A 21,790-nucleotide genomic window follows, 5' to 3' on the forward strand; every position below is an offset into this window, starting at 1 on the left:
TCGCGGCGAAACCCTAGTCCGCCACCCTAGCCCCCGGGGCGGGACACTCGCGCCGCCGCGGAACGGTTACCTGTGCCCGAAGCCACCGAATCCGTGGCCGCCGCCAAACCCGCCGAATCCATGCCCGCCGCCAAAGCCGCCAAAGCCGTGGCCACCGCCGAAGAGACCATGGCCACCGCCGAATCCGTGGCCACCGCCGAACGGACCATGGCCACCGCCGAAGGGACCACCCCCGAAGGGCCCGCGACCGCCGCCGAAGGGCCCACGCGGGCCCGGCCCGCCGCCGAAGGGTCCGTGGCCACCCCCCAGCCTGGGCACCGGAGGTTGGACGATCGGCACGCGGGGCACGGGAACGAACACCGGCGGCGGAATCACCGGGACGGGGGCCGCGGGGGCCGGCGCTATCGCGGGCGGATTCATCGGATGGGGCGCGGCCACCGGCGCCGGCGCCGGGATTTTCGGCTTCGCCTGAATCTGTGGCGGCGCCGGAGCGGGCTTGGTTGGCGCGATGATGTTTTCGTTGGGGCTGGGCCGCAACGCGACCGTCGGGCGGATGCTGATCGCCAGCGCAATCTCAAGCGCCACAACCGCGGTGATGAATATCACCGCCAGCGTGCTACCCACCAGCAGGACAGACCTGCGCCGCTGCGCGCCCTCGTCCAGGCCGATGGCGGTGTGCACCTCGGCGTCCTCGTCGGGCAGGGCGCTGTAGGCAACATTGGGCTTGCCCCTGTCGGCATTCGCGGAAAGCTCTGAGACGCTTCGGTATTCGGGCAGGTATCCGGGTAGTAATCCCGGCGACTGTCCGGCGAGCGCCAACGGGTCGATCTCGCCGGTGCCGGGGTCCAGCGCGTACGCCAGTGCGGCCGTGGACGACGCGAACAACGGCGCATTCGCCGACGCCAGCGCCGCGCCCCGGGCCAGGGCCATCTCCGGCTCGTCGGGCGCGGACAGCTCGAGGGCGGTCGCGGCCTCCAACGCCGGCTTGATCAGCGGGATATCGACGCCAGAACCGACGACGACCACGCCCTCCGGGCGCGCTTCCAGCGCGTCGGCGCCGGAGACCATGTCGACGAGCTCGGCCACCGCCAGGTCTTCGTCGTCGGCGAGAACGCGCCGGTGCACGTCGGAGATCGATCCGTCACAGGTGTCCACCACGGCCAAGGTCGCGGTGTACGGCTCGACGAAGAGCAGCGCGGTGCGCGCATAGTTGGTGGCATCGCCGACGGCCTGGGTCAGCGCCGCGGCCGCCATGAAGGCCGAGACGAGCATGACGTTCTCGATCTTGTGGGCGATCAGGGCGTCACGCAGCAGCGCGGCCTCGACATGATCGGTCCACGTCACTCCGGTCGACAGGAGCTGGTAGCCGCCCTCGGCGGCGCCCTCCCGAGTGCCCAAGATGGCGGAGATCACCCGATTGGGCGCCGTGGTCGGCGATCCGTCCCCATCGACGTCGAAGTTGTCCTGGTCGACGGTGACCCCATCGCCGTTTTCACCTTCGACCAGCACCATGCGGACCTTCGTCGGCGCCATCGACACGCCAAGCACGATGCCCACCACCGCTTAAGTGCCCCCTCAGCAGTTCGCTGCGTTGCCCGACAACTGCATCGACAACGCAATTATTTAGCTTTCCACCATGGGCTTTCTTGCCACAGCAGCGCGCGGCCCTGCAATCGAAGATTAGCTAGCGCGCGTGTCTTCGGCTTGCCCCAATAATTCGACTTTACGCGCGTAGCCACAGGATGGGTGGTCGCGAGTCGGCTCGCGTTAACCCTGTCGCCACGCCGAGCGACATCCCGCTGCCAGTGGGACGGCTACCGGTGGCCGCCGCCCCCGCCGAAACCGCCGCCACCAAATCCGCCACCGCCATGGCCACCGCCGAAGCCACCGAAGCCGCCGAAGCCGCCATGGCCTCCGCCGCCGAAGCCGCCCCCGCCAAACGGACCGCCACCGCCGTGCCCGCCACCGAACGGACCAGCACCACCAAAGGGCCCGCCACCGCCGAACGGCCCCGGTACAGCCGGCGCACCGCCGCCGCCGAACGGCCCCGGCCCCGTCGGCGCACCGCCGTGGCCGCCGCCAAAGGGACCAGCACCACCAAAGGGCCCCGGCCCGGCCGGCGGAGCGCCGCCACCGAACGGGCCAGGCCCCGACGGCGGCGCAGCGCCGCCCACATCACCCGGACCGCCGCCGGGTACGTGAATGGGCCCAACGCCCCCGTCGCCACCGGGACCCGCGCCGGGGGCCGGCAGGTGTCCGCCGCCCTCACCGCCGAGGCCGCCCGGCCGGGGCAACGGGCCTTGCTCGGGTGGAGCTTGGTGCGGCGGCGAGTGTGGCACCGTGTCACCGCCTTGGTACGGCGACTGCGGCTGAGAGACGTGCACGGGCGCTTTGGGCACGACGGGGTGCGGCGGGGCCTGCACGACCGGCGGGCTTACTACGGGGTTGGGAATGGGCAAGTGGACCGGCGGAACGGGAACCGGCACCAACGGAGGGACCACCAGTGGAGCCGGCGCCACCGGATTCACAGGGAGCGGCGCCGCCGGAACTGGAGGAGCCGCGGGGAGCGGCGCCGCGGGAGGGTTCGCCGGCCTGGGCGCCGCCATCTGTGCCGGCAGGCTGATCTTCGGCTGCGCGGGGACAGCCGCAGCGGGCGCCGCCACCGGGGCCTGTTGCGTTGGGACGATGAGGTTTTGACCGGGGGTGGGCCGCAGCGCGACGGTGGTGCGGATGCCGATGGCCAGCGCGATTTCCAGCGCCAGCACCGCGCTGATACCGACGACCGCCAACCCGCTACCGATCAGCAGCACCGGCCTGCGACGCGGTTGGTCTTGTTCGGGGGCGAAGAGCCTCTCGATGAGGACGGTCGGGGATTCGGCGTCCTCGTCCGTCACGGCGCTGTACGCCCGCTCGTCGTCGCCGAGCTGATCCCCATAGGCGTACAGATCGACCGCGCCGGTGCCGGGATCTTGGGCGTAGGCCAGCGCCGCGGTCGAGGAGGCGAACAACGGCGCGTTCGCCGACGCCAACGCCGCACCGCGGGCCAGCGCCGTCTCGGGCTCCTCCGGCGCACTCACGTCGAGCGCGGTCGCCGACTCCAGCGCCGGCTTGATGGGGGCGATGTCGACGCCCGAGCCGACCAAGAACAGGCCGCCCGGAAGCGCTTCGAGCCTGTCCAGCCCCGCGACCATGCCGGTCAGCTGCGCGGTGGCCTGGTCGTAGGACTCGGCGTAGATCTGTTGCTTGTGGACATCGGCGATCGAGCCGTCGGAGGTTTCGACGATGGCCAACGTCGCGGCATCCGGCTCCACGAAGAGCACCGCGGTGCGCTCGTAACCCATTGCGCCGCCGACGCTTTGAGCCAGCGCCGTCGCGGCCAAAAACGCCGACACCAGCATGACGTTCTCGATCTTGTGGGCGGCCAGCGCGTCGCGCAGGGCGGCCGCCTCGAATTGGTCGGTCCACGTCACACCGATGGCCGACAGCTCCAGGCCGGCGTCGGCCGCGCCTTCGCGGGTGCCGAGGATCGCGGCGATCACCTGATCGGGCGCACCAGCGGTGGCCGCGTCGTCGGCGGCGGTGACGTCGAACTCGTCCTCTTCTACCGTGGGGCCGTCGGCGTTCTCGCCTTCCAGCACGACCATCTTGATCGACGCCGGCGCCATCGACACCCCGAGCACGATATCCAATACAAACCCCTCCAAAAGTATTGCTGGGCAAGCCATGGTCGGGCGGAGGAGAGAACCACGGACCAGCTCATCATCGCGCAGAACGCTGTGCGGTCGCTCTATCGAACCTAGGTAGTTCTTATGAAATTCTGGTAGGAGCGAGACGGCGTCGGTCCCCGCTGGCCCTGATACTTCGACCCCACGCGAGAGCTGCCATACGGGTGCTGCGCGGGGCTCGTCAGTCGCAGGATGCACAGCTGACCGATCTTCATGCCGGGCCACAGGGTGATCGGCAGATTGGCGACGTTGGACAGCTCGAGCGTGATGTGACCGCTGAAGCCGGGATCGATGAAGCCGGCGGTCGAATGCGTCAGCAGACCCAGGCGGCCCAGGGACGACTTGCCCTCCAAGCGCCCCGCGAGGTCGTCGGGCAGGGTGAAGAGCTCCAGCGTCGAGCCGAGCACGAACTCGCCGGGATGCAGCACGAACGGTTCCCCGTCAACCGGTTCCACCAGGCTCGTCAGCTCGTCCTGCTGTTGCGCGGGGTCGATGTGCGTGTAGCGGGTGTTGTTGAACACCCGGAACATGCAGTCGAGGCGGACGTCGATGCTGGACGGCTGCACCAAGGTGTCGTCGAACGGGTCGACGCCCACCCGGCCGGCGGAGATTTCGGCCCTGAGGTCGCGATCGGAGAGCAGCACCCGTTGAGCCTATCCGCTGCGTACGTGCGAGCCGCCCGCCGTGACTCAGCGGAGGTACATTTCTCCGCCCGCGGGATATCCGCCGCCGGTGGTGGTGACGTGAACGTGGTCATAGTGGCCAAGCCTGCTCGGTTGCGCTCCACCGGGTGTGTAGTAGACGCCACGCCAAATCGCGTCTTGTATCCCGAATCGCGTCGCATTCTGCAGCACGTAGGCCACGATCGCGTTTCCCAGCGCTATGCCCTCGGCGCTGCCGGGGTTGGGGATCATCACGTCGAGCGCCAGGCCACGGGGATGCCAGGGCAGGGAATCCGGTCGGACGCCACCGATTTCATGAATCTGGGGGAACGCTGCGCTGATGCTGCGGGCGGCCAAGATCGTTCTGACCTGGAGGCCCCGCTCCGACGCGACCCCGACGGGCAAGAAACGGGATCGCGTGTGGTACCTCGAGGCCGCGGGCTGGCCGTCAACCACCGCGGCTTTACCCGGCGCATTGCGTGCGGCCGTGACGATTTCCAGGCAGCACGGCGCGCTGTCGTTGATAACGGGCTTGGCATCGTCGTGGGCGGGTAATGGGCGGATGTCCCCCGCGGCCGCGAAGAAGACGGCGGCGGGAGCGAGCACCGCAGCCAGCACTCCACGCGACTTTCGTCGCTTCCTGGCTAATTCATGCCGACCCACGCAGAGCACATTACGGCCAGATCACGAAATAATAAAATACCGATAGGAACGGCCCGAATCCCACGCCTCGATTTCCGCGCTTTCCGGGCCGAAATGGCGTCGTTTGCCTCGGATAGGCTCCCGGCCGTCGCGCCGGTGCCCGGCGAGCGCTTCCGGCGCCGGATGCTAGCCTTTCGGAGCAACCGCGCCGATGTAGTTCAATGGCAGAACATCAGCTTCCCAAGCTGAATACGCGGGTTCGATTCCCGTCATCGGCTCCACGAAACCGCTGGTAAGCGGCTTACGCGAGACTCCCAACCACCCGCCAAGGGCGATCTTGACCGTTGTTTGACCGTGGGTCGGCGAAACGCTGGTGTCGAAACGGTTTGCTGAGTTGTCAGTGCGTGCGGGGATACTCGTCGCTGGGAGGTAGCGATGAAATTTGAGCGACTTGCGTGGTGCGGCAATCTGGCGTTGGCGGCCATCGCGATAGTTCTCGCGTGGGTGCCGATCAAAGGCGATCTTGGAAAGTGGGGGACAGTCGGAATCGCTGTCGTGGTTGTGCTCGCTGCGGTAGCTCTTTTCCCGTGGCGTCGCCCTGACGACTCGACCGTCAGGATGGTCGATCGCTTCCGGTCAAGTGTGAGCGGCAGCGGAAACAACGTGCAGATCGCGCGCGACCACGCGACACAAACGATGCGCAACGAGGGCAACACCAGGAACTCCACGCGATGAGCGATAGTCAAAAGGCGCGCGACTACGCCGATCAAAAGCAGCTTACGGCCGATACGATTAACTATTCGGAACATAAGCATTACAACATCGACGGCAAAGAAGCAGACGAATACGTTCTAAAGCTATTCGAGAACAACTTCCCTAAGCTCCACAGCGAAGCAATGGAAGTGGCGTCGACTTGCGCTAAGGAAATGGCGATGGCGATCATAGTGAACGTATGCGAAGAAGATCCAGATTTATTGCTGAATTTGCGGCGACCGAATGTTCAAGCGGCCCTACTTTCGGCTCAACAAAGCTATGCCGAGACTGGCGACCCAGATTCCGGGACAGGCGACGCATCCTTAGGGTTGCTCCTTTCGCGCCTTGTCGCGAAACTCATTACAAATCCGAACCGCGGCCTGACGGAAATTGTTACCCGGCGAGCAATCGCGCTTGCACCCCACCTCACGCGGCAACAGATCAATAGTCTGACCGCGGCTGCAATTTTTCGTTCTTGTATATTCAGATGCAGTGACGCGAGTGAACTGTTGGACGTCATGGACGATTTCTATAAACACTACTATGGCGACCTGGCGGTGGGATACAACGAGTACAGCTACATGGAGTCGGTCGGAGTAGGATCAGTTTCGCTTATGACGGGATGGGGTGACGATCCCTTTGAAACGCTGTGTAAGAAGTACCGACAACAGCTGCGCAAGAGCTTCCGTGAAGACGAATTGCCGGCCGCGATCGAAGCACATGAGCGCGGCGAATATCTCGAATTAGCCCCAACGAACGACGGCTTCCTCTGGTTGCGTTCCGACCGAATCAACGACTTACTTGGCGACGGCGGAATGGAAGATATTAAACTTTCTTTCGCTGGGTCGAAGTCTACGCGAGCGCTAAGAAGCTTCGTCAGCAAGCAGTTCATCAGCCCTGACGAGTTAAAACTTCAGGCCGAAACCGAAAAACCTGAGCTTCTTAGCAATCTCACTGCCCTTCATAAAGCAGGAGGATTCGGATTCCAATTGAACACGATTGGGTACGTCTTGGCGAAACAGGAACTTGACATACGCTTTCCAGGCAACGAGCTACTCGTGAATCTAGTTAGTACCGAACCCGCCGAGGCAGAGGTAACCGAGAACTAGCCCCGCCGACGCAGCTGAGTGACATTCGGCGCCTCGATTGGTCGGCTCATCGCTTCCAGCGCCGCCATCGTTTCGGCGTGATCGTCATCGAACAGGTGCGTGTAGATCGCCAGAGTCGTCGTCACCTTGGCGTGCCCCATGAACCGCGAAAGCTGCAACGGTGGGATACCCGCCGCAACGCACAGACTCGCGTAGGTGTGCCGCAACGCGTGGAACTTGAGCGCTGGCGGCAGCACCAGCGATGAAACCGCCGATTCGGGCGAAACCCCGCCAAGGCGGTTGGCGCGCGCAACGGCGGGACGGAACACGGCTTTGTAGAACGTCTGGTGACGGATGGCCTGCGACCAGTCCAGAATCAGCCGTTCGGCAGCTTCGTCGGCAGACAGCGCAGCGAGCGCATCGACTGCGGTCGGGGTGATCCGCTTTCCGTCCGCGTCGGTGGCACGCCTGCCGGTCGGTTTCGACGGTTTCAGCGTCACCGAGCAGAACAGTGGTGCGTCGGGTTCGTCGCAGCGCGGGTGTACGGCCAGGTAGTCGCGCAGAAGCTCGGTCGTCGCGCCCATCAGCGGAACGCGCCGCCGTGAGCCTTTCGTTTTCGGCGAGTCGTAGACCAGAGCGCCGTCAACCGTGATGACGGTTCGTTGCACGTGCAGCATTCCCGGTTTCGTCCGTGCGTTCGGATTGATCACGGGTTCGGGCAACTCCACGTCACCAACCTGCAACCCCGCCAGCTCGGCGGCGCGCAGACCCGACCACGCGGCCAGATGGACCAGCACCGAGCATGGCCACGGCGTTGCATCGACCAGCGCCGCAACCTGCGCAGCGGTCAGGAACATGTCGGGATCGTCAACCACGCCGGGAGTCCCACCCGCCGCGCTTCGTTCGTTCGGCAGCTTCACGTAATCGGCAGGATTGACCGTGAGCCTGCCATCTGCGACACACTCCGAAAGCACCTGACGCACAACGAAATAGTGATGCCTAACTGTCGATGCTGACTTGCCAGCCGCCGACAGCTTGCCGACCCAATCGGCAATGTCGGCGCGGGTGATTTCGTTTACGGGCCGATGGTCGAATGTTGCCGAGATCGACAGATCCGCCGTGCTCTCGCCGTCGCCGTTTCGCCGCGCTCGCGTCTTGTCGCTCAACAGGTTTGCGTACTCGGCACGGGTGCGCGGCTTGAGATCGTGACGGCTTTCGAGCCACTTCGCCGCCACGACGCCGAACGTCTCTTTGCCGCGTTCACGCAAACTGGCCGCTGACTGACCTTGCGACAGTAGCGTTTTCACCTTGTCTAGCTTGTCCTGCGCTAGCTCGCGGGTGTCGAACGTCTCGCGGTACTCGCGGCCTTTCTCGTACCAGACCGATTGGTAGCGCTTGACCAGCTTGCCGTTGACGCGGCGCGACGATTTCCCAAGCTGAATACGCGGGTTCGATTCCCGTCATCGGCTCCACGTTGACCTAGGCTTTTAGGTCGCGAGGCCTGTCCGACTGTCGATTCCGCACCCCGCCTGTACCCCGAGTGGCGAACGTCGGACTGCCCTCATCCGCAGGCAACAATCAGATGTACCCACGCTCACGCCACAACCACTTGACCTGCCGATTTCCCTAGCAGGGTCTGACTGGGCGTGTACGGTCAGCGGCACAATACCGCTAAAGTAGGGATTGTGAGGAGCCTGAAGTGACTGACGAGGACACCGTTCGCCTGCAGGAAATCGAATCCACCTACGAGCAGTTGGGCCTGGGGTCTGCTGCTGCACGCGCGCAGTTCTCCGACTGGTTCATCCCCGAGCGACCAAGGCTCCAATTCGACGTCGTCATCGGCACCACGTCGAATCTTCCCAGCTAGCAGTGCCTAGCTGGGACGAAGTCCAGTCGCAGATTCGAGCGGCTGGATCGGGGCACGATGTCGTACGGCGGCGCGCTCTGGCGGAACTCTCGGAGCACACCAAGCGCAACACGATTCTGTATTACTCGGGATGGCTCGAAAAGCAACATCTGATCAACCAAGGGCTTACTGGGCTCGACGTAAACGACAGCGATAAAAACGGATTCATGGCCACGGTCCACAAAATGGATCGCTCAAAGGGCTTGGACCTTATCTTGCACACGCCAGGTGGCAGCGTGGCGGCTACCGAGTCACTAGTCGACTACTTGCGATCGATGTTCGGGACCAACATCCGAGCCATCGTGCCCCAGCTAGCCATGTCAGCTGGAACCATGATCGCCCTTTCTGCTAAATCGATTGTGATGGGCAAGCATTCGAGCCTCGGCCCGATCGACCCTCAGCTGAATGGCGCCGCCGCGCACGGCATCGTCGAAGAGTTCAAACGTGCGCAGCGCGAAATCAAGGCCGATCCTTCTACCATCGCAACGTGGCAACCGATCATCGCCAAGTACCCGCCAACCCTCGTGGGAGAGTGCGAGAAATCGATCAGCTGGGCCAACAGGATTGTCGGCGACTGGCTTACGAGCGGCATGTTCGCCGACGCGGAGGATCCGACAGCGTCTGCCGCTAAAGTTGTCAATGAGCTTGCCGACCATTCCCTCACGCTTTCTCACGATCGCCACATCTCGGCCGCCAAAGCGAACGATCTCGGCATCACGGTCGAGATACTGGAAGATGACAATGATCTACAAGAGCGTGTGCTGACGGTTCACCATGCTTGCGCCCAGACAATCACCGAGACGCCAGCATTCAAGATCATCGAGAATCAACTAGGCGTCGCACAGATATCGATGGTGAACATCGTGCGTAGCCCTAACTCCTAAGCGGCACAACATCCGCCGCATGCTAACGACTCGTGACCAGGGTCAGCGCGGCTGCGCAGCACTGGTTTCTCCAGCTTCCCCGTTGCGGCGCCCCATAACCGGTTCCATCTGCGCGCCTCGGACACAGCACAAGTCCGACCCACCGTCCAAGGGCACGAGAGCGACACTATGGGTGGCTGAAGGGACATCGCGATACACAGAGAGCGTCGTACCCCAGAGCTAGCCTCGTTTGGTGCCGAAAATCTGGGTTGCCGTCCTTCACATCAGTGAACGCACAGCGCAAAAGATTATTAATGTGCACAAAGTCCATCCCGACGAAGTTCGAAGCACTTATCTGCCAATCCGGGCTCAACGCGTGGACCGACTGGGACGAGGATCGTGGCCTGCGATGGATCATCGAGGTGTACATCCGAAGCCGGAGGTGGGAAGCCGTGTTGTACGACTACGACCCGGATGTGTTTGCGCTGGTTAGCTGCTATCTACGCTGACAATGCTGCTATTTATTTGTCATGACAGTGGTGCACACTGATGGATATGAGCACCGCGCGAGATTGGAGTGACTTCTACGAAGAGGACGAACCTCCAGAAGTAATTGAGCGCATCATCTCCCGACGTCCAGATGCAGTGACAGGCAAGCGGCCTTCCGTTCTAGACGTCGCCGCGGCTGTCCTCGAAGAACTGCAACTTGAACCTGTCGACGCCTGGACGCTGCAGAAGCTCTGCTACTTCATTGAAGGGCGGCACCTCGCGGAGACGGGACTTCCGGCCTTCCAGGAACCGATCGAAGCCTGGAAGAACGGACCAGTCGTTGATCGCCTTTACCAAGACCACAAAGGCGGAACAATCGTGGTGCACGTTCAGGGCGACGCCAAAAAAGTGCGTTCAGACTCTGTACTGAACGAGATCGTCAAGCGGACCGTCCGGGACTATAGAGGCTGGTCGGGACGACAACTTGCCGAGCTTACACACAGCCAACTGCCTTGGCTGGAGGCTCGTAAGGGGCTCGCCCCGGATCAGCGGTCACGCCGGAAGGTCTCTCTGGCGTCAATGCGGGAATGGTTCCGACTGCAAGGGAGCCTCCCAGACACTGACGATGATGGACCGCCATTCTGACGAGCACTTGGCAACGCCCGCGCAATTAATTCCTTAGCTGGCACTGCCAAAGCGCGCCCCTCGCAGCTGGTCGAGCCTGGAGACATAAAGCGCTGAGCCTTCCGCCGTCTTGCTCCCTATCTTGAGCTTCTTAAGGCCTACATAACTTCGGCAGGGTCCTGCTACAGCTTCCCCGGCGACGATCAGTTAGCGGTCCGTGTGTTTCTCCTCCACGCAGACCGTGGCTGGCCGTCAAGATGCTGGGAGGTATGGGTCGTGGATATCGTGCTCGGAGTCTCGATGGCGCCAGACTCGGTTCAGATGGTGCTGTTGCAAGGCGAAAACGCTGACGGCGCCACGGTGGACGAGACGGAGTTCGCCCTCACCGCTGCCGACGATTCGCCCACCGTCAGCGCGTCTGATCGAGTGATCGCCGCCATTCTGGGGACCCGCGACGACGCGGCCGGTGCCGGCCTCGAGCTGTCCGCCGTCGGGGTGGCATGCACCGACCAGCTCGAAGCGAAAGCCGTGCGCGACGCGCTGGCCGCCCACAAGCTCGAGAACGTCATGCTGGTCTCGACGTTTCTAGCCGCAACCTCATTGACCCAATTTGTTGGCGGCGCAATGGGTTACGAGCGGACCGCGGTGCTTTTCGTGGAGCCCGGCACCGCGACCTCGGCCGTTGTCGAGACCTCCGACGGTTCTATCGCCGATATCCACAAAGCACAGTTGAACAGCACGTCCGGCGAGATTGCCACCGCAGAGCTTATGGAGATGGTCGCCGGGCTCGACCAACTGCCAACGCGCCCGGGCGGCCTGTTTGTGATCGGCTCCGGTGTCGACATCGCCCGGATCAAGCCGCAATTGGAAGAGGCGACGTCGCTTATCGTGAGCGCGCCGGAAGAGCCGGACACGGCGCTGGCCCGCGGGGCGGCCCTGGCGTCCGCGAATGCGCCGTTGTTCGCTTCGTCGACGGCCGCGCAGGCCTATGCACAAGACCCCGGCACGGGTGCGAGTGCCATACCCGAATACCTGAGCGTCGTCGATGCCGAGCTGGGCGAGGACGACATCGCCTATAGCGCGGTGGCAGACGATGAAGCCGGTGCCCCCACTGTCGTCCTGGCCGCTCCGGGTGAGCGCGAGCCCCGCCCAAGGCCCGGCCTGCTGGTCGGAAGCGCGGTGGCGGTGGCCGGCTTTAGCGCGGCGTTGGCGCTGGAGGTAGCCCTGACAGTCGGCGTCCACACGACGGTGGGTTTGCTGCCCGCTCCGCTCCACAATCTCATTGCGCCGGCCGAGCAGATATTCGCGCCTGCACCTGGGCAAGTAGCGGCCACGAAAGCGGTGGCGCCCAAGCAATTTAATCCGCCTGCGGACGCGCCGCCGCCGGTAGCCCCGGCCCCCGCTGCCCCCGTTCCGGCGGCTCCTGTCCCGCCGGCTCCGGTTCCGGCGGCTCCTGTCGCGCCGGCTCCGGTTCCGGCCGGCCCGGTAGTGCCGGTTCCACTTGTGATGCCACCGCTAGCGCCGGTTCCCCTTCCGCCGGTTCACCTGGCCGATCCGCCAGCTGCTCCGCCCGTGGTCCAGGCCCCGCCGCACCCGTCGCCGCCGGCTGAGCCACCGCCGGTCCACGTGACCCCGCCGCACTCGCCGCCACCGGCTGAACCACCGCCGGTCCACGTGACCCCGCCGCACTCGCCGCCACCCCATCAAACTCCTCCGGGACAAGGTCCTGGCGGCAGGGGAGGCGGCCTCCCGGGCAACCCGGGAGGGCCCGTTAACGGCCCGGGCCCTATCCACCGGAATCCCAGCGGCGGTGGGCCCCACGACGGCGGACCTGTTACTGGTCCCGGTCCGAGCCACGGGTCTCCCGGCGGCCCGCCTCCTGAAGGTGGCGGACCGGTCGGCGGGGGTACGCCTCCTGGTAATAGCGGGCCGGTCGGCGGAGGTGCGCCTCCTGAGGGTGGCGGACCAGTCGGCGGGGGTACGCCTCCTGGTAATAGCGGGCCGGTCGGCGGAGGTGCGCCTCCTGAAGGCGGCGGGCCGGTCGGTGGTGGCGGGAGCTCCAGCAGCGGCGGCGGGAGTTCCAGCAGCGGCGGTGGGAGTTCCAGCAGCGGCGGCGGGAGCTCTAGCTCTAGCAGCGGTGGCAGTTCTGGTGGCGGCGCCGAGAGTGGCGGCGGCGGCCACCGGTAGCCGTCGCACTGACACGTCCAACGCATTGCGTTAGGAGGCAAGCGCTGGACCATCGCCTTGGCCAGATGCCAAGGGCTTCAGCACTTCTTGCAAGTCGTCGTTGATATACCTGCCGCTGGCGCCGAGTCTGCGCTGGTGGCATCGAGTCTGCGGTCACGGCTGGCTTTTCGCCTCGGGTGCCGCTCCCACCGCAGTCTCGGCGCCCCGGTCGGGGCGCGGTGAGCCCAAGGTCGCGCGCCAATCCCCAGGTGTCACATCGGTCACTGGCTGGCCTGCATACACCGACGTGCCCACCTACGCGCGACAGCCCACCGCACTTGTCGCTGTAAGGCGGGGCAAAGAAGTATGTGCCTCCGAAGCCGAGACGCGAGTGACACCTGTGACCACCACGACGTGTCCGGCGGTTCACGCTCTCTCAATGACGCAGCACACCATCCCATTTCGTCCTGATCCGCAGACACCCAGGACCCGACAGCGTTCAACGCCGACGAGTCTGCGCTGGTGGCATCGAGCCTACGCCCACGGCTAGCTTTGAGGCTCGAGCGCCGCAACCACCGCAGTCTCGACGCGCCCGCAGCGAACAGCGCCCCGACGAACCTCAGGGCGAGACCGCTAGGATTCCAGCGATTCTTGGTGGTCGCGTTCGACCATCTGCCGGTGTTGACGGTAAACCGTGTGGAATTCCGGTGTTTCGGCTTGCCGGCGGACAGCGAATAGCACCCGGCCATTCTTGGAAGGGTTACAACGAGCCCAACAATCGCGCCAACAGGCGGCGACGACGAAGTCGCGGGCGAACCCGCCCTCGATGACGGTGCGCAGCGGGATCGGTTTGATCACCGCATCGGCGCCGTATCAAAGACGACGGGCCCGCCGCTTTTAATTTCCCACACGTTCACCGCGCGGTGCGTTTGCTGAACTGCTTTCATGTAAGGATGCGTCGTCCAATTTTTTTGGGGCGGCAAACAGTCAAAGGAGATGCAGCTATGGCAGCACCGACGCGCTATGGCCAGTTCGTGGGCTCGGCACTGGTAGGTGGCCCACTTCTCGTCGCCGGGATCGTCTTGGCCAGCCCAGCGCGGGCTGACGCGACCGCCTACCTCAATGACCTGCACAACGTCGGAATCCACGACGTCGGCGGCGGCGACCAGGCGCTGCTGCAGACGGGCTTGAAGCTATGCACCCAGCTGAGTTACGGGGCAACGCCGCAACAGCTGAGGGACCTGGCGCTGCAACGCTCCGACGGCGCTCTGGGCAGCAACGGTCTCACCGTCCAACAGGCCGACGACCTCATTAACTACGCCAGGATCGATCTGTGCCCATGAGGCGTGGCGGCACGGCCTGACGGCTCCAACGGGACCACGGCCGGGAACCGGCCCGCGTGTGGGCAAGACAAAGACAGCCAGGCTACAGCCAGCCCAAAGCGTGAATTCCGTTGTAGAGCACCATCACACCGATCACGACCAGAATGCCCGCCATCAGCGCGGCGTTGTTCTTGTCCATCCAGTCTTTGAGCCGCGCCATCGTGTCGTCGAGGCGGTGACCGGCGACCGTGTAGGCCAGTATCGGGATGGCCACCGTCGATGCGGCGACGGCGACGAAGAACGCCGCGGCGATCCAGTCGTCGGCGACGCTCAACCCGCTGGCGCCGATGGCCAATCCGGCGGGAACGCAGATGAGCAGCACGTCGGGCCGTATCACCACCAGCGCCAGCGCCGTCAGCACCGCGCGCGCCGGGGTGATGTTGGCGAACGACCGCATCCAGGCCGGCGACTCGGTGTGCCGATGCCGGGTCAGCCAGCGGTAGAGCCCGAACACGACCAGGGCCGCCCCGAGGACCACGCGCAGCCAGGACGCCCAGGCCGGCGGCGACTGGTGCAGACCGCCGAGCGCGTCGGAGGCCGCGACGGACAGCGCCGTCAGCGCCGCCAGGCCCAGCACCCAGCCGCCGAGGAAAGCGAGGCCGCTCGGCCGCGGCCGGGCCGCCTGCAGCACCAGCACGGCCGGGATGACCGTGATCGGTGAAAGCGCGATGACGAGTCCGAGCGGGATGAGCCCGGTGAGCACAGAGCCCCAGCTGCCTGCCACGGTCAGCAATCTTCGCACGGCCAAGCGGGTTACAGCGCACGGACGCCGTTGTAGACCACCATCACGCCGATCAAAACCAGGATGACCGCGAGCATGGCCGCGTGGTTTTGCTCCATCCAGACTTTGAGCCGTTCCAGCGGATCATCGAGGCGGTCACCGGCCCCGACATAGGCCAGTATCGGAACGGCAACCGTTGACGCGGAGACGACGACGAGGACGGCGCCGGACGTCCAGACGCCCGCGACGCTCAGCCCGCCGGTGCCGATCGCCAGGCCGGCCGCCGCGCACAGGAGGAGCACCTCGGGTCTCAGCGCCACCAGCGCCGCCCCGGTCACCCCCGCCCGCGCGGGCGTGAGTCGGGAAAAGGAACGCATCCAGCCCGGAGTCTTGCCGTGCCGATGCCGCCTCAGCCAGCGGAACACGCCGAACGCGATCAGCGCCAGTCCCAGCACCACCCGCAGCCACGAAGCCCAGGTCGGCGGCGACTGGTGCAGACCGCCGAGCAGGTCGGAGGCCCCGACGAACGCCGCGGTGACGGCAACCAGACCCAGCACCCAGCCGCCGAGGAAGGCGAGGCCGGCCGGCCGGGGCCGCGGCGCGTGTAAGACCAGCACCGCCGGAATGACCGTGATCGGTGAAAGCGCGATGACCAGCCCGAGCGGAATGAGCTTGGTCAGTACGGAACCCCAGTTGCCTGCCACGGGCAGCAATCATCGCATTGACCGGACGCGGGGGCACCGATTAGCCACTGCCGTTTTACAACTATTGGCCTTTCCGGCGCGACGTCCACCCTGGGCATCCAGCGGCCCCGCTTCTGGCAACATAACGGACGGTGAGCGTCTCCGACATCCGCGAATCACGACGTGACCGTGGTGCGCTTCGCGCCGGCGTGCCGGCACGGCCGTCGGCTGCGCTCGACCCGCTGCTCGTCGGAGCCTTGGCCACCGCACTAAGCCTGGGCGGGGCCGCCCGACCGTCTTTCTGGTACGACGAGGCCGCGACCATTTCGGCCTCATACAGTCGATCTCTGGGCCAGCTGTGGCAGATGCTGGGCAACGTCGACGCGGTCCACGGCCTGTACTACGCATTCATGCATGCCTGGTTCCAGGTCTTCCCGCCCACGGAGTTCTGGTCCCGCGCCCCGAGCGGCCTGGCCGTCGGCGGGGCCGCGGCGGGAATCGTGGTGCTGGCCAGGCAGTTCTCGTCACGCACCGTCGCGGTGACGTCGGGCGTCGTCTGCGCGATCCTGCCCCGGACGACGTGGGCGGGCATCGAGGCTCGCCCGTACGCCTTTTCGATGATGGCCGCGGCGTGGCTGACGGTGCTGCTTGTTGTCGCCGCGCGCCGCGAAAGCCGTTGGGTGTGGCTGTGTTACGGCATCGGCCTGGCAATCTCGACCCTGCTTGACATGTACCTCGCGCTGGTGCTGCTGGCGCACGCCATCTTCGTCTGCGCCTTCCGGCGCCGGCGAACGGTCCTTGTCCCGTTCGCCATCACGTCGGTGCTCACGATGTGCGCCCTGGCGCCGTTCGTAATCGAGGTCGTCGGTCAAGTCCACCAGATCAAGTGGATCGCACCGATCGGGCACCGCACGATCGAGGACGTGGCGGTTCAGCAGTATTTCGAAAGAAGCCCCCCGTTCGCGGTCTTGTCGGCGCTCATCGTCGCGGCGGCAATGGTCGTGTGGCTCGGCACGTCCGCGCAACTCGCCGACGCGGACCGGCAGCTGTTGACCATTGCCGTGGCGTGGCTGCTGGTGCCGACCGCCCTGATCGTGGTCTGGTCGGCCGCGGTGCACCCGATTTACACGCCGCGCTACCTGGCCTTCACCGCACCCGCGCTGGCGCTGATCCTGGGCGTCTGCATCGGCGCCCTGGCCGTCAAACCGTGGGCATCGGCGGCGCTCGTCACCCTCTTGGCCGTCGCGGCAGCGCCGAATTACATTCGGGCACAACGTAACCCGTACGCCAAATATGGCATGGACTACAGCCAGGTGGCCGATCTGATCGTCGCCAAGGCGCGGCCGGGTGATTGCCTGCTCGTCAACGACACGGTGACGTTCATGCCCGCTCCGATGCGGCCGTTGCTGGCCGCGCGGCCCGACGCCTATCGGAAGCTGGTCGACCTGACCCTGTGGCAACGGGCGACGGACCGCCGCGAAGTCTTCGACACCAACCTCATCCCGGAAGTCGTCGCCAAGCCGTTAAGCCGGTGCGGCGTCGTGTGGATCATCACCCAAGCCGACAAGGCAATGCCCGCCCACGAGCGGGGTCCGGCGCTCGGGCCCGGCCCGCTCTACGGGGCAACACCCGCGTTCGCGGTTCCGCACGACCTCGGCTTCCGGCTCGTCGAGCGCTGGCAGTTCAACCTGGTTCAGGTGATCAAAGCTGAGAATTCGGCGCGATAGCGCTCCCTACCAGATGCGGATGTAGTCGATGAGCATGGCCGCGGGGAAGGTGCCCAGCGCGGGATCGCCGGCGCCGACCCCCCCGACCGCAAGCGTGAACATGGGCGTCATCCAGTAGCCGGGGTTGTTGAAGGGCCAGCGCATGTCGTCGGGGGCGCCGCCGTGGACGTGGATGGGCTTGTTCGGCACGCTGAAGTACGGCGCCCCGTCCCGCGAGAATTGGAATCCGTTCTCGCCCCAATGCATTCGCCACGTGTGCCAAGCGCCGTCCACCAGACCGGGAATCGATTTCCCCTCCCAGGTTTTCCCGTTAGACGCCGCGTGGACCGTGGTTCCCGCGGGCCACTGGCCGTTGCCGTACCACTCGAAGAGATCGACCTCGCCGTCCGGCAGCGGATCCTCGTTGACACCCCAGAACGAGGGCCATAAGCCGGGGAACAAACAGTCCAGCTTTATCCGCGCTTCCCAGGTCTGGTTGATCATGCTGCGGAAGTTGCCGCGCAGCTTGCCGCTGTAGTAGGTGCCGAATTCTTGGGTGGCGCACAGGACGAGGTTGGAGTTGCCATCCTGGAACACGTTTCGGCGGTCGTCGCGGTATATCCCCGCGACAGGCGGGAACACGTCGTCCTGCCACGTCTGCACCGTCCACTTGCCCGGATCGGGACCCGAGCCCGCCGGGCCGTCGAACTCGTCGGAGAAAATGTAGGGCCCGCCGCCACCGGCCGACGGCGCCTCCGGCGGTGCCGGGTGGGACGGGTCGGCGTGGGCCTCCGGGATGGGGGTCGCGGCCGCGGCCGCCAGCATGCCGAGCCCCGTGGTCAGCAACATGCTGCGACGATCCATCTGCAATACCACCAATCTCTACCAGCCGGGACCCAGACTTGGTCGGATCCCCCTAAGGCAACTTTCGCAAACGGTGTTATGAAACCATGCGGCGGGGCAGGCCCGCATCTCGCCTGATGGCACGCACCCTATTCACACTCGCCCGCGGCGCGGGTCCCCGCCGCGTAAAGCAGCTGCTTGAGTTGGCGTTGCTCGTCGGCGGTCAGTCGGGTCAAGATCCGTTGGTCGGCCACGTGCGCGGCGGCCTCGGCACGCTTGAGCAGCGCCTTGCCGCTGCGGGTGAGCTCGGCCGGCATGGCGCGGCCCGCCGGGCTCGACGCCGGACGGGTGATCGCGCCGCGCCCCTCCAGCGCGTGCAGCACCTGGTTGGCCGCCTGGGCGGAGACGTTGGTGCCGCGAGCCAGCTCGGCGCTGGTGAGCCCGGGATGCTTCGACAGGATCCGCAGGCACACGAATTCCGGCAGTCCGAGCCCCAGCGGCTTGAGTTCCGCGGCCACCTCGGGCCGCAGCGCCGCCACCACGCGATAGAGCAGAAACCCCAGCGGCTCCTCAGGCGATTGACTCATGCCCCACATGCTGGCATGCGCGACGTGGTTTTCCGCAAGCAAATCAATTTTCTTGACATCGCCGCGTCCGGTGGTATCAAGGAGCTTGATAGTCCTCATGTGGAATGGAAAGGAACGACAGCGATGTCTGGTGGTGGATTCTTCGGCGGATTCGGCGGACCCGGATTCGGCGGTCCCGGCTTTGGTGGGCCTGGGTTCAGTGGGCCCGGCTTTGGCGGTCCCGGCTTTGGCGGTTGGGGCGAAAAGGGCTGGGGACAGGGCGGGTTCGGCGGCCCCGGCTTCAAGGGCGGCTTCGGCCCCGGCGGTCGGCACCGCCTCAAGCGAGCCGCGTTCGTGACGGCGGCGCTGCTGCTCGACGGGCCGGCCGACGCCGCGCAGGTCGTGCAGCGGGTGTCCGACGCCACCGAGGGCGCGTTCACCCCGCCGCAGGACGTGGCGGAGCTCGCCATTGGGCTGCTCGCCGGCCGCGGCGTCGTCACGGTCGACAACGGCGTGGCGACCCTGACCGAACTCGGCCGGAACCTGCTGGCCTGGCGCGGCGTCAGCAGCGAGACCGCGCACGCCTTCCTGGGGCGGGCGGCCAAGTTCGGCGACGTCTTCAAGATTCGCAGGGAACTTTTCGAGATCGCGGGGCTGGCCCGCACCATCACCTGGACGGGCACCGACGAGCAGAAGCAGCAGCTCGCCGAGACCCGGACCAAGGTGTTGGAAACCCTGACCGAGGCCAAGAAGGCGCTGCACCGCGCGCTCGGCGAGGGTTAACCCGAAGCCGGTTCGCTCAGCTTGACCAACATCTTGCCGATGTTGGCCCCGGTGAAGAGGCCGTTGAGGGCGTCGACGCACGAGTCGACGCCCTCAAAAACGGTCTGGCGCGCCTTGATCCGGCCCTCGCTCTCCCACTGGCGAAGCGCGGCATGGGCTTCGTCGAAGCGGCCCCACTCGTCGAGCGCGTTGAACCCCTGCATGAGCGCGGTCTTGGACAGCAGGTTCACGTAGTTGGCCGGTCCCGGGTGCTGCCCGCTGAGATAGCTGGAGATGACCCCGCACAGCACCACCCGCGCCTTGGTGGCCAGGCGGCCCAGCACGGCGTCCAGGATCGGCCCGCCGACGTTGTCGAAGTAGACGTTGACCCGGCGCGGGCAATGCCGCTTGAGCGCCGCCGCGACATCCTCGTTCTTGTAGTCGATGCACGCGTCGAACCCGAAGTCCTCCACCACCGCCCGGCACTTCTCCGGGCCGCCCGCGATGCCCACCACCCGCGCGCCGGCGATCTTGGCGATCTGCCCGGCCACCGACCCGGTGGCGCCCGCGGCGGCCGACACCACCACCGTCTCCCCGGGCTGGGGCCGGCCGATGTCCATCATCCCGATGTAGGCGGTGGCCCCGGTCGGGCCGTACACCGACATCACCGCCAGCTGATCGACTTTCTCGGCTGGGTGGGCCCTGCCGGGGATGGGCGTGCTGAACACGTCGTCGCGGACGATCACGTACTCCTGGAAACCGGTCAGCGTGGTGACGACGTCGCCGACCTCGTAGGCGTCACAGCGCGACGAGACCACCTCGCCGATCCCGGCCGCCCGGATGACCTCGCCCAGCTGCACCGGCGGCAGGTAGCCGGGCTGGTCGTTCAGCCAGGTGCGCACCGCGGCGTCGAGGCCGACGTAGGTGGTCCGGACCAGCGCCTCACCCTCGGCGGGCTCGGGCGCCGGCGCGGTGACCAGTTCGGTGTCACCGGGCGCGACCAGCCCGGTGGGACGTCGGCGCAGCAGGATCTGGCGGTTCGGCAAGTCGGGCACGCTGCTGAAACTACCCATCGGAGCCCGCCGGTGGGAGCATCTGTGCATGGACCCGCAGGATGACCCGGAAAAACGGATCCGGGAGCTCGAGCGCCCGCTGGCCGATGCCGCACACGCATCCGAACTGGGCCAGACCCAGCCCTCCGGCGGTTACGCGTATCCGCCCGGTCCCGCGGGCCCGCCGCCGCCCGGTCCGTGGACCTACGGCGGCCCGTTCCCGGGGCCACCTCCCAAACCCCCCTCGGGCAACCGGATGTGGTGGATCCTCGGCACGTTCGTCGTCATCGCCGTGATAGCCGTCGCGGGGGGCGTCGCCGCCTTCGCCGCGCACCAGCTTTCGGGCGTCCGGTCGACCATCACGGGGACGGTTGGTCCGCCGTCGGGCGGCCCGAGCAGCCCGGGCCCGCCGACGGGCGGCAGCCTCAGCGTCTCCGGTATCGGCGAGAATCGGACGATCGGCTGCAACGGCAGCGTCGTCAGCGTCAGCGGGGTGTCCAACACGGTGGTGATCACCGGCCATTGCGCGCGCCTCACCGTGTCCGGCGTCCAAAACTCGATCGACGTCGATGCCGTCGACAGCATCGACGCCTCCGGCTTCAACAACAAGGTCATCTACCACTCCGGCATACCCAAGATCAGCAACGCCGGCGATTCGAACGTGGTGCAGCGGGGCTGAATAGCGAGCCCGTGTTACGTCGGCTCTTCCGAGTCATCGTCGAGGACGCCGACCGCAATGCCGTAGGGCAGGAAGCGCACCTTGCGCGTGGGATCGACATTGTTCTTGTTGGCGCGCAGCGCGTCGAGTTCGGTCGCATAGACCTGCTCGACGTGGGCGCCGCCATCGGCGTCCACGGTGTAGATGGCCCACACCCCGTCACCCGCCTCGCCGGCGGTCTCCGGCGCCGGGCGGGGCCGCCGCGACAGGTCCTCGACGAACGCCGACCAACCCGTCCGGGCGCCCGGACCGGCGACGAATTTGCCCACCCGGTCGAACAGGTCGCGCAGTCCCTCGCTGCCCTCCCTGATCACCCGATCGAACTCGTCCGGATCGAACCCGAACGGACCGTACTCGCTCATGCGGGGCCTCCTCGCAGTCACGGCGCTATTGGCCAGTGTGCGCTCAGCGGGCGCCGGCCGCCACGGGCGCCGATCCG

At 66.1% G+C, this 21,790-nt stretch carries 21 protein-coding genes and 1 tRNA gene; 11 read left to right on the forward strand and 11 right to left on the reverse strand.

Annotation, left to right across the window (positions count from 1 at the left end; genetic code table 11):
• Positions 1-66 precede the first annotated feature (66 nt).
• The 4 genes from G6N25_RS07650 to G6N25_RS07665 all read right to left on the reverse strand — a co-directional run bounded on the left by G6N25_RS07650 (position 67) and on the right by G6N25_RS07665 (position 5,050).
• A complete protein-coding gene (locus G6N25_RS07650) occupies positions 67-1,560 on the reverse strand; it encodes a DUF7159 family protein (protein WP_083077116.1) in 1,494 nt (497 codons plus the stop codon).
• Positions 1,561-1,814: 254 nt separating this feature from the next.
• Entirely contained in the window at positions 1,815-3,689 is a 1,875-nt protein-coding gene (locus tag G6N25_RS07655) for a DUF7159 family protein (RefSeq protein ID WP_083077118.1), read from the reverse strand.
• A 107-nt stretch (positions 3,690-3,796) separates the two neighbouring features.
• Positions 3,797-4,369, reverse strand: coding sequence for a dCTP deaminase (gene dcd / locus G6N25_RS07660; RefSeq protein WP_083077120.1), 573 nt, complete (start codon positions 4,367-4,369; stop codon positions 3,797-3,799).
• A 45-nt stretch (positions 4,370-4,414) separates the two neighbouring features.
• Positions 4,415-5,050 (reverse strand): hypothetical protein, encoded by a 636-nt coding sequence (locus G6N25_RS07665; protein WP_083077152.1) that lies wholly within the window; start codon positions 5,048-5,050, stop codon positions 4,415-4,417.
• Between the two features lie 186 nt (positions 5,051-5,236).
• Between G6N25_RS07665 and G6N25_RS07670 the strand changes: the two genes are divergently transcribed.
• The 3 genes from G6N25_RS07670 to G6N25_RS07680 all read left to right on the forward strand — a co-directional run bounded on the left by G6N25_RS07670 (position 5,237) and on the right by G6N25_RS07680 (position 6,891).
• Positions 5,237-5,310, forward strand: a tRNA-Gly gene (locus tag G6N25_RS07670).
• Positions 5,311-5,464: 154 nt separating this feature from the next.
• The gene (locus G6N25_RS07675) at positions 5,465-5,764 is read left to right on the forward strand and encodes a hypothetical protein (RefSeq protein WP_142272862.1); all 300 of its coding nucleotides are present in this window, start codon (positions 5,465-5,467) and stop codon (positions 5,762-5,764) included.
• The gene (locus G6N25_RS07680; RefSeq protein WP_142272863.1) at positions 5,761-6,891 is read left to right on the forward strand and encodes an LPO_1073/Vpar_1526 family protein; all 1,131 of its coding nucleotides are present in this window, start codon (positions 5,761-5,763) and stop codon (positions 6,889-6,891) included. The genes G6N25_RS07675 and G6N25_RS07680 overlap by 4 nt, the downstream gene beginning before the upstream one ends.
• Here the strand turns inward: G6N25_RS07680 and G6N25_RS07685 are convergent.
• On the reverse strand, positions 6,888-8,177 hold the full coding sequence (locus G6N25_RS07685) for a tyrosine-type recombinase/integrase (protein WP_232065716.1): 1,290 nt from the start codon (positions 8,175-8,177) through the stop codon (positions 6,888-6,890). The two genes, G6N25_RS07680 and G6N25_RS07685, sit on opposite strands and share 4 nt — an antisense overlap.
• Positions 8,178-8,569: 392 nt before the next feature.
• On the opposite strand from G6N25_RS07685, the gene G6N25_RS23490 reads away from it, so the two are divergent.
• The 5 genes from G6N25_RS23490 to G6N25_RS07705 all read left to right on the forward strand — a co-directional run bounded on the left by G6N25_RS23490 (position 8,570) and on the right by G6N25_RS07705 (position 14,261).
• Positions 8,570-8,737, forward strand: coding sequence for a hypothetical protein (locus tag G6N25_RS23490; RefSeq protein ID WP_169924630.1), 168 nt, complete (start codon positions 8,570-8,572; stop codon positions 8,735-8,737).
• Positions 8,738-8,739: 2 nt separating this feature from the next.
• Complete coding sequence (locus G6N25_RS07690; RefSeq protein WP_083077125.1) at positions 8,740-9,660, forward strand: SDH family Clp fold serine proteinase; 921 nt, start codon at positions 8,740-8,742, stop codon at positions 9,658-9,660.
• 534 nt (positions 9,661-10,194) lie between these two features.
• On the forward strand, positions 10,195-10,773 hold the full coding sequence (locus G6N25_RS07695; protein ID WP_158084934.1) for a Panacea domain-containing protein: 579 nt from the start codon (positions 10,195-10,197) through the stop codon (positions 10,771-10,773).
• A gap of 255 nt (positions 10,774-11,028) precedes the next feature.
• On the forward strand, positions 11,029-12,939 hold the full coding sequence (locus G6N25_RS07700; RefSeq protein WP_083077134.1) for a DUF7159 family protein: 1,911 nt from the start codon (positions 11,029-11,031) through the stop codon (positions 12,937-12,939).
• Between the two features lie 983 nt (positions 12,940-13,922).
• Positions 13,923-14,261: a DUF732 domain-containing protein gene (locus G6N25_RS07705; protein ID WP_083077141.1), complete on the forward strand. Its 339-nt coding sequence runs from the start codon at positions 13,923-13,925 to the stop codon at positions 14,259-14,261.
• Between the two features lie 82 nt (positions 14,262-14,343).
• Here the strand turns inward: G6N25_RS07705 and G6N25_RS07710 are convergent, their stop codons facing one another.
• Positions 14,344-15,024: a GAP family protein gene (locus G6N25_RS07710; protein ID WP_083077144.1), complete on the reverse strand. Its 681-nt coding sequence runs from the start codon at positions 15,022-15,024 to the stop codon at positions 14,344-14,346.
• 29 nt (positions 15,025-15,053) lie between these two features.
• On the reverse strand, positions 15,054-15,725 hold the full coding sequence (locus G6N25_RS07715; RefSeq protein ID WP_083077155.1) for a GAP family protein: 672 nt from the start codon (positions 15,723-15,725) through the stop codon (positions 15,054-15,056).
• 188 nt (positions 15,726-15,913) lie between these two features.
• Here G6N25_RS07715 and G6N25_RS07720 point away from each other — a divergent pair, with 188 nt between their 5' ends.
• Entirely contained in the window at positions 15,914-17,431 is a 1,518-nt protein-coding gene (locus G6N25_RS07720; RefSeq protein WP_163672588.1) for a glycosyltransferase family 39 protein, read from the forward strand.
• A 6-nt stretch (positions 17,432-17,437) separates the two neighbouring features.
• Here G6N25_RS07720 and G6N25_RS07725 read toward each other — a convergent pair whose 3' ends face one another.
• Positions 17,438-18,274: a glycoside hydrolase family 16 protein gene (locus tag G6N25_RS07725; protein ID WP_083077146.1), complete on the reverse strand. Its 837-nt coding sequence runs from the start codon at positions 18,272-18,274 to the stop codon at positions 17,438-17,440.
• A gap of 128 nt (positions 18,275-18,402) precedes the next feature.
• Positions 18,403-18,840 carry a MarR family winged helix-turn-helix transcriptional regulator gene (locus G6N25_RS07730; RefSeq protein ID WP_083077158.1) on the reverse strand — a complete coding sequence of 146 codons (438 nt, stop codon included), beginning with the start codon at positions 18,838-18,840 and terminating at the stop codon, positions 18,403-18,405.
• Between the two features lie 123 nt (positions 18,841-18,963).
• On the opposite strand from G6N25_RS07730, the gene G6N25_RS07735 reads away from it, so the two are divergent.
• Complete coding sequence (locus G6N25_RS07735) at positions 18,964-19,602, forward strand: hypothetical protein (RefSeq protein ID WP_083077160.1); 639 nt, start codon at positions 18,964-18,966, stop codon at positions 19,600-19,602.
• Here G6N25_RS07735 and G6N25_RS07740 read toward each other — a convergent pair.
• Positions 19,599-20,636 carry an NADP-dependent oxidoreductase gene (locus G6N25_RS07740; RefSeq protein ID WP_083077147.1) on the reverse strand — a complete coding sequence of 346 codons (1,038 nt, stop codon included), beginning with the start codon at positions 20,634-20,636 and terminating at the stop codon, positions 19,599-19,601. The genes G6N25_RS07735 and G6N25_RS07740 overlap by 4 nt on opposite strands.
• A 46-nt stretch (positions 20,637-20,682) precedes the next feature.
• Between G6N25_RS07740 and G6N25_RS07745 the strand changes: the two genes are divergently transcribed.
• Complete coding sequence (locus tag G6N25_RS07745) at positions 20,683-21,312, forward strand: DUF3060 domain-containing protein (protein ID WP_083077149.1); 630 nt, start codon at positions 20,683-20,685, stop codon at positions 21,310-21,312.
• A gap of 14 nt (positions 21,313-21,326) precedes the next feature.
• Here G6N25_RS07745 and G6N25_RS07750 read toward each other — a convergent pair whose 3' ends face one another.
• Entirely contained in the window at positions 21,327-21,713 is a 387-nt protein-coding gene (locus tag G6N25_RS07750) for a hypothetical protein (protein ID WP_083077151.1), read from the reverse strand.
• Positions 21,714-21,790: the final 77 nt, after the last annotated feature.

The organism is Mycobacterium heidelbergense (assembly GCF_010730745.1).
Taxonomy (GTDB): domain Bacteria; phylum Actinomycetota; class Actinomycetes; order Mycobacteriales; family Mycobacteriaceae; genus Mycobacterium; species Mycobacterium heidelbergense.

Excerpts from the sequence above, each read along its gene's own strand:
- G6N25_RS07675 (WP_142272862.1), top strand. The coding sequence starts at position 5,465 with ATGAAATTTGAGCGACTTGCGTGGTGCGGCAATCTGGCGTTGGCGGCC.
- G6N25_RS07680 (WP_142272863.1), top strand. The coding sequence starts at position 5,761 with ATGAGCGATAGTCAAAAGGCGCGCGACTACGCCGATCAAAAGCAGCTT.
- G6N25_RS07695 (WP_158084934.1), top strand. The coding sequence starts at position 10,195 with ATGAGCACCGCGCGAGATTGGAGTGACTTCTACGAAGAGGACGAACCT.
- G6N25_RS07705 (WP_083077141.1), top strand. The coding sequence starts at position 13,923 with ATGGCAGCACCGACGCGCTATGGCCAGTTCGTGGGCTCGGCACTGGTA.
- G6N25_RS07725 (WP_083077146.1), bottom strand. The coding sequence starts at position 18,274 with ATGGATCGTCGCAGCATGTTGCTGACCACGGGGCTCGGCATGCTGGCG.
- G6N25_RS07730 (WP_083077158.1), bottom strand. The coding sequence starts at position 18,840 with ATGAGTCAATCGCCTGAGGAGCCGCTGGGGTTTCTGCTCTATCGCGTG.
- G6N25_RS07735 (WP_083077160.1), top strand. The coding sequence starts at position 18,964 with ATGTCTGGTGGTGGATTCTTCGGCGGATTCGGCGGACCCGGATTCGGC.
- G6N25_RS07745 (WP_083077149.1), top strand. The coding sequence starts at position 20,683 with ATGGACCCGCAGGATGACCCGGAAAAACGGATCCGGGAGCTCGAGCGC.
- G6N25_RS07750 (WP_083077151.1), bottom strand. The coding sequence starts at position 21,713 with ATGAGCGAGTACGGTCCGTTCGGGTTCGATCCGGACGAGTTCGATCGG.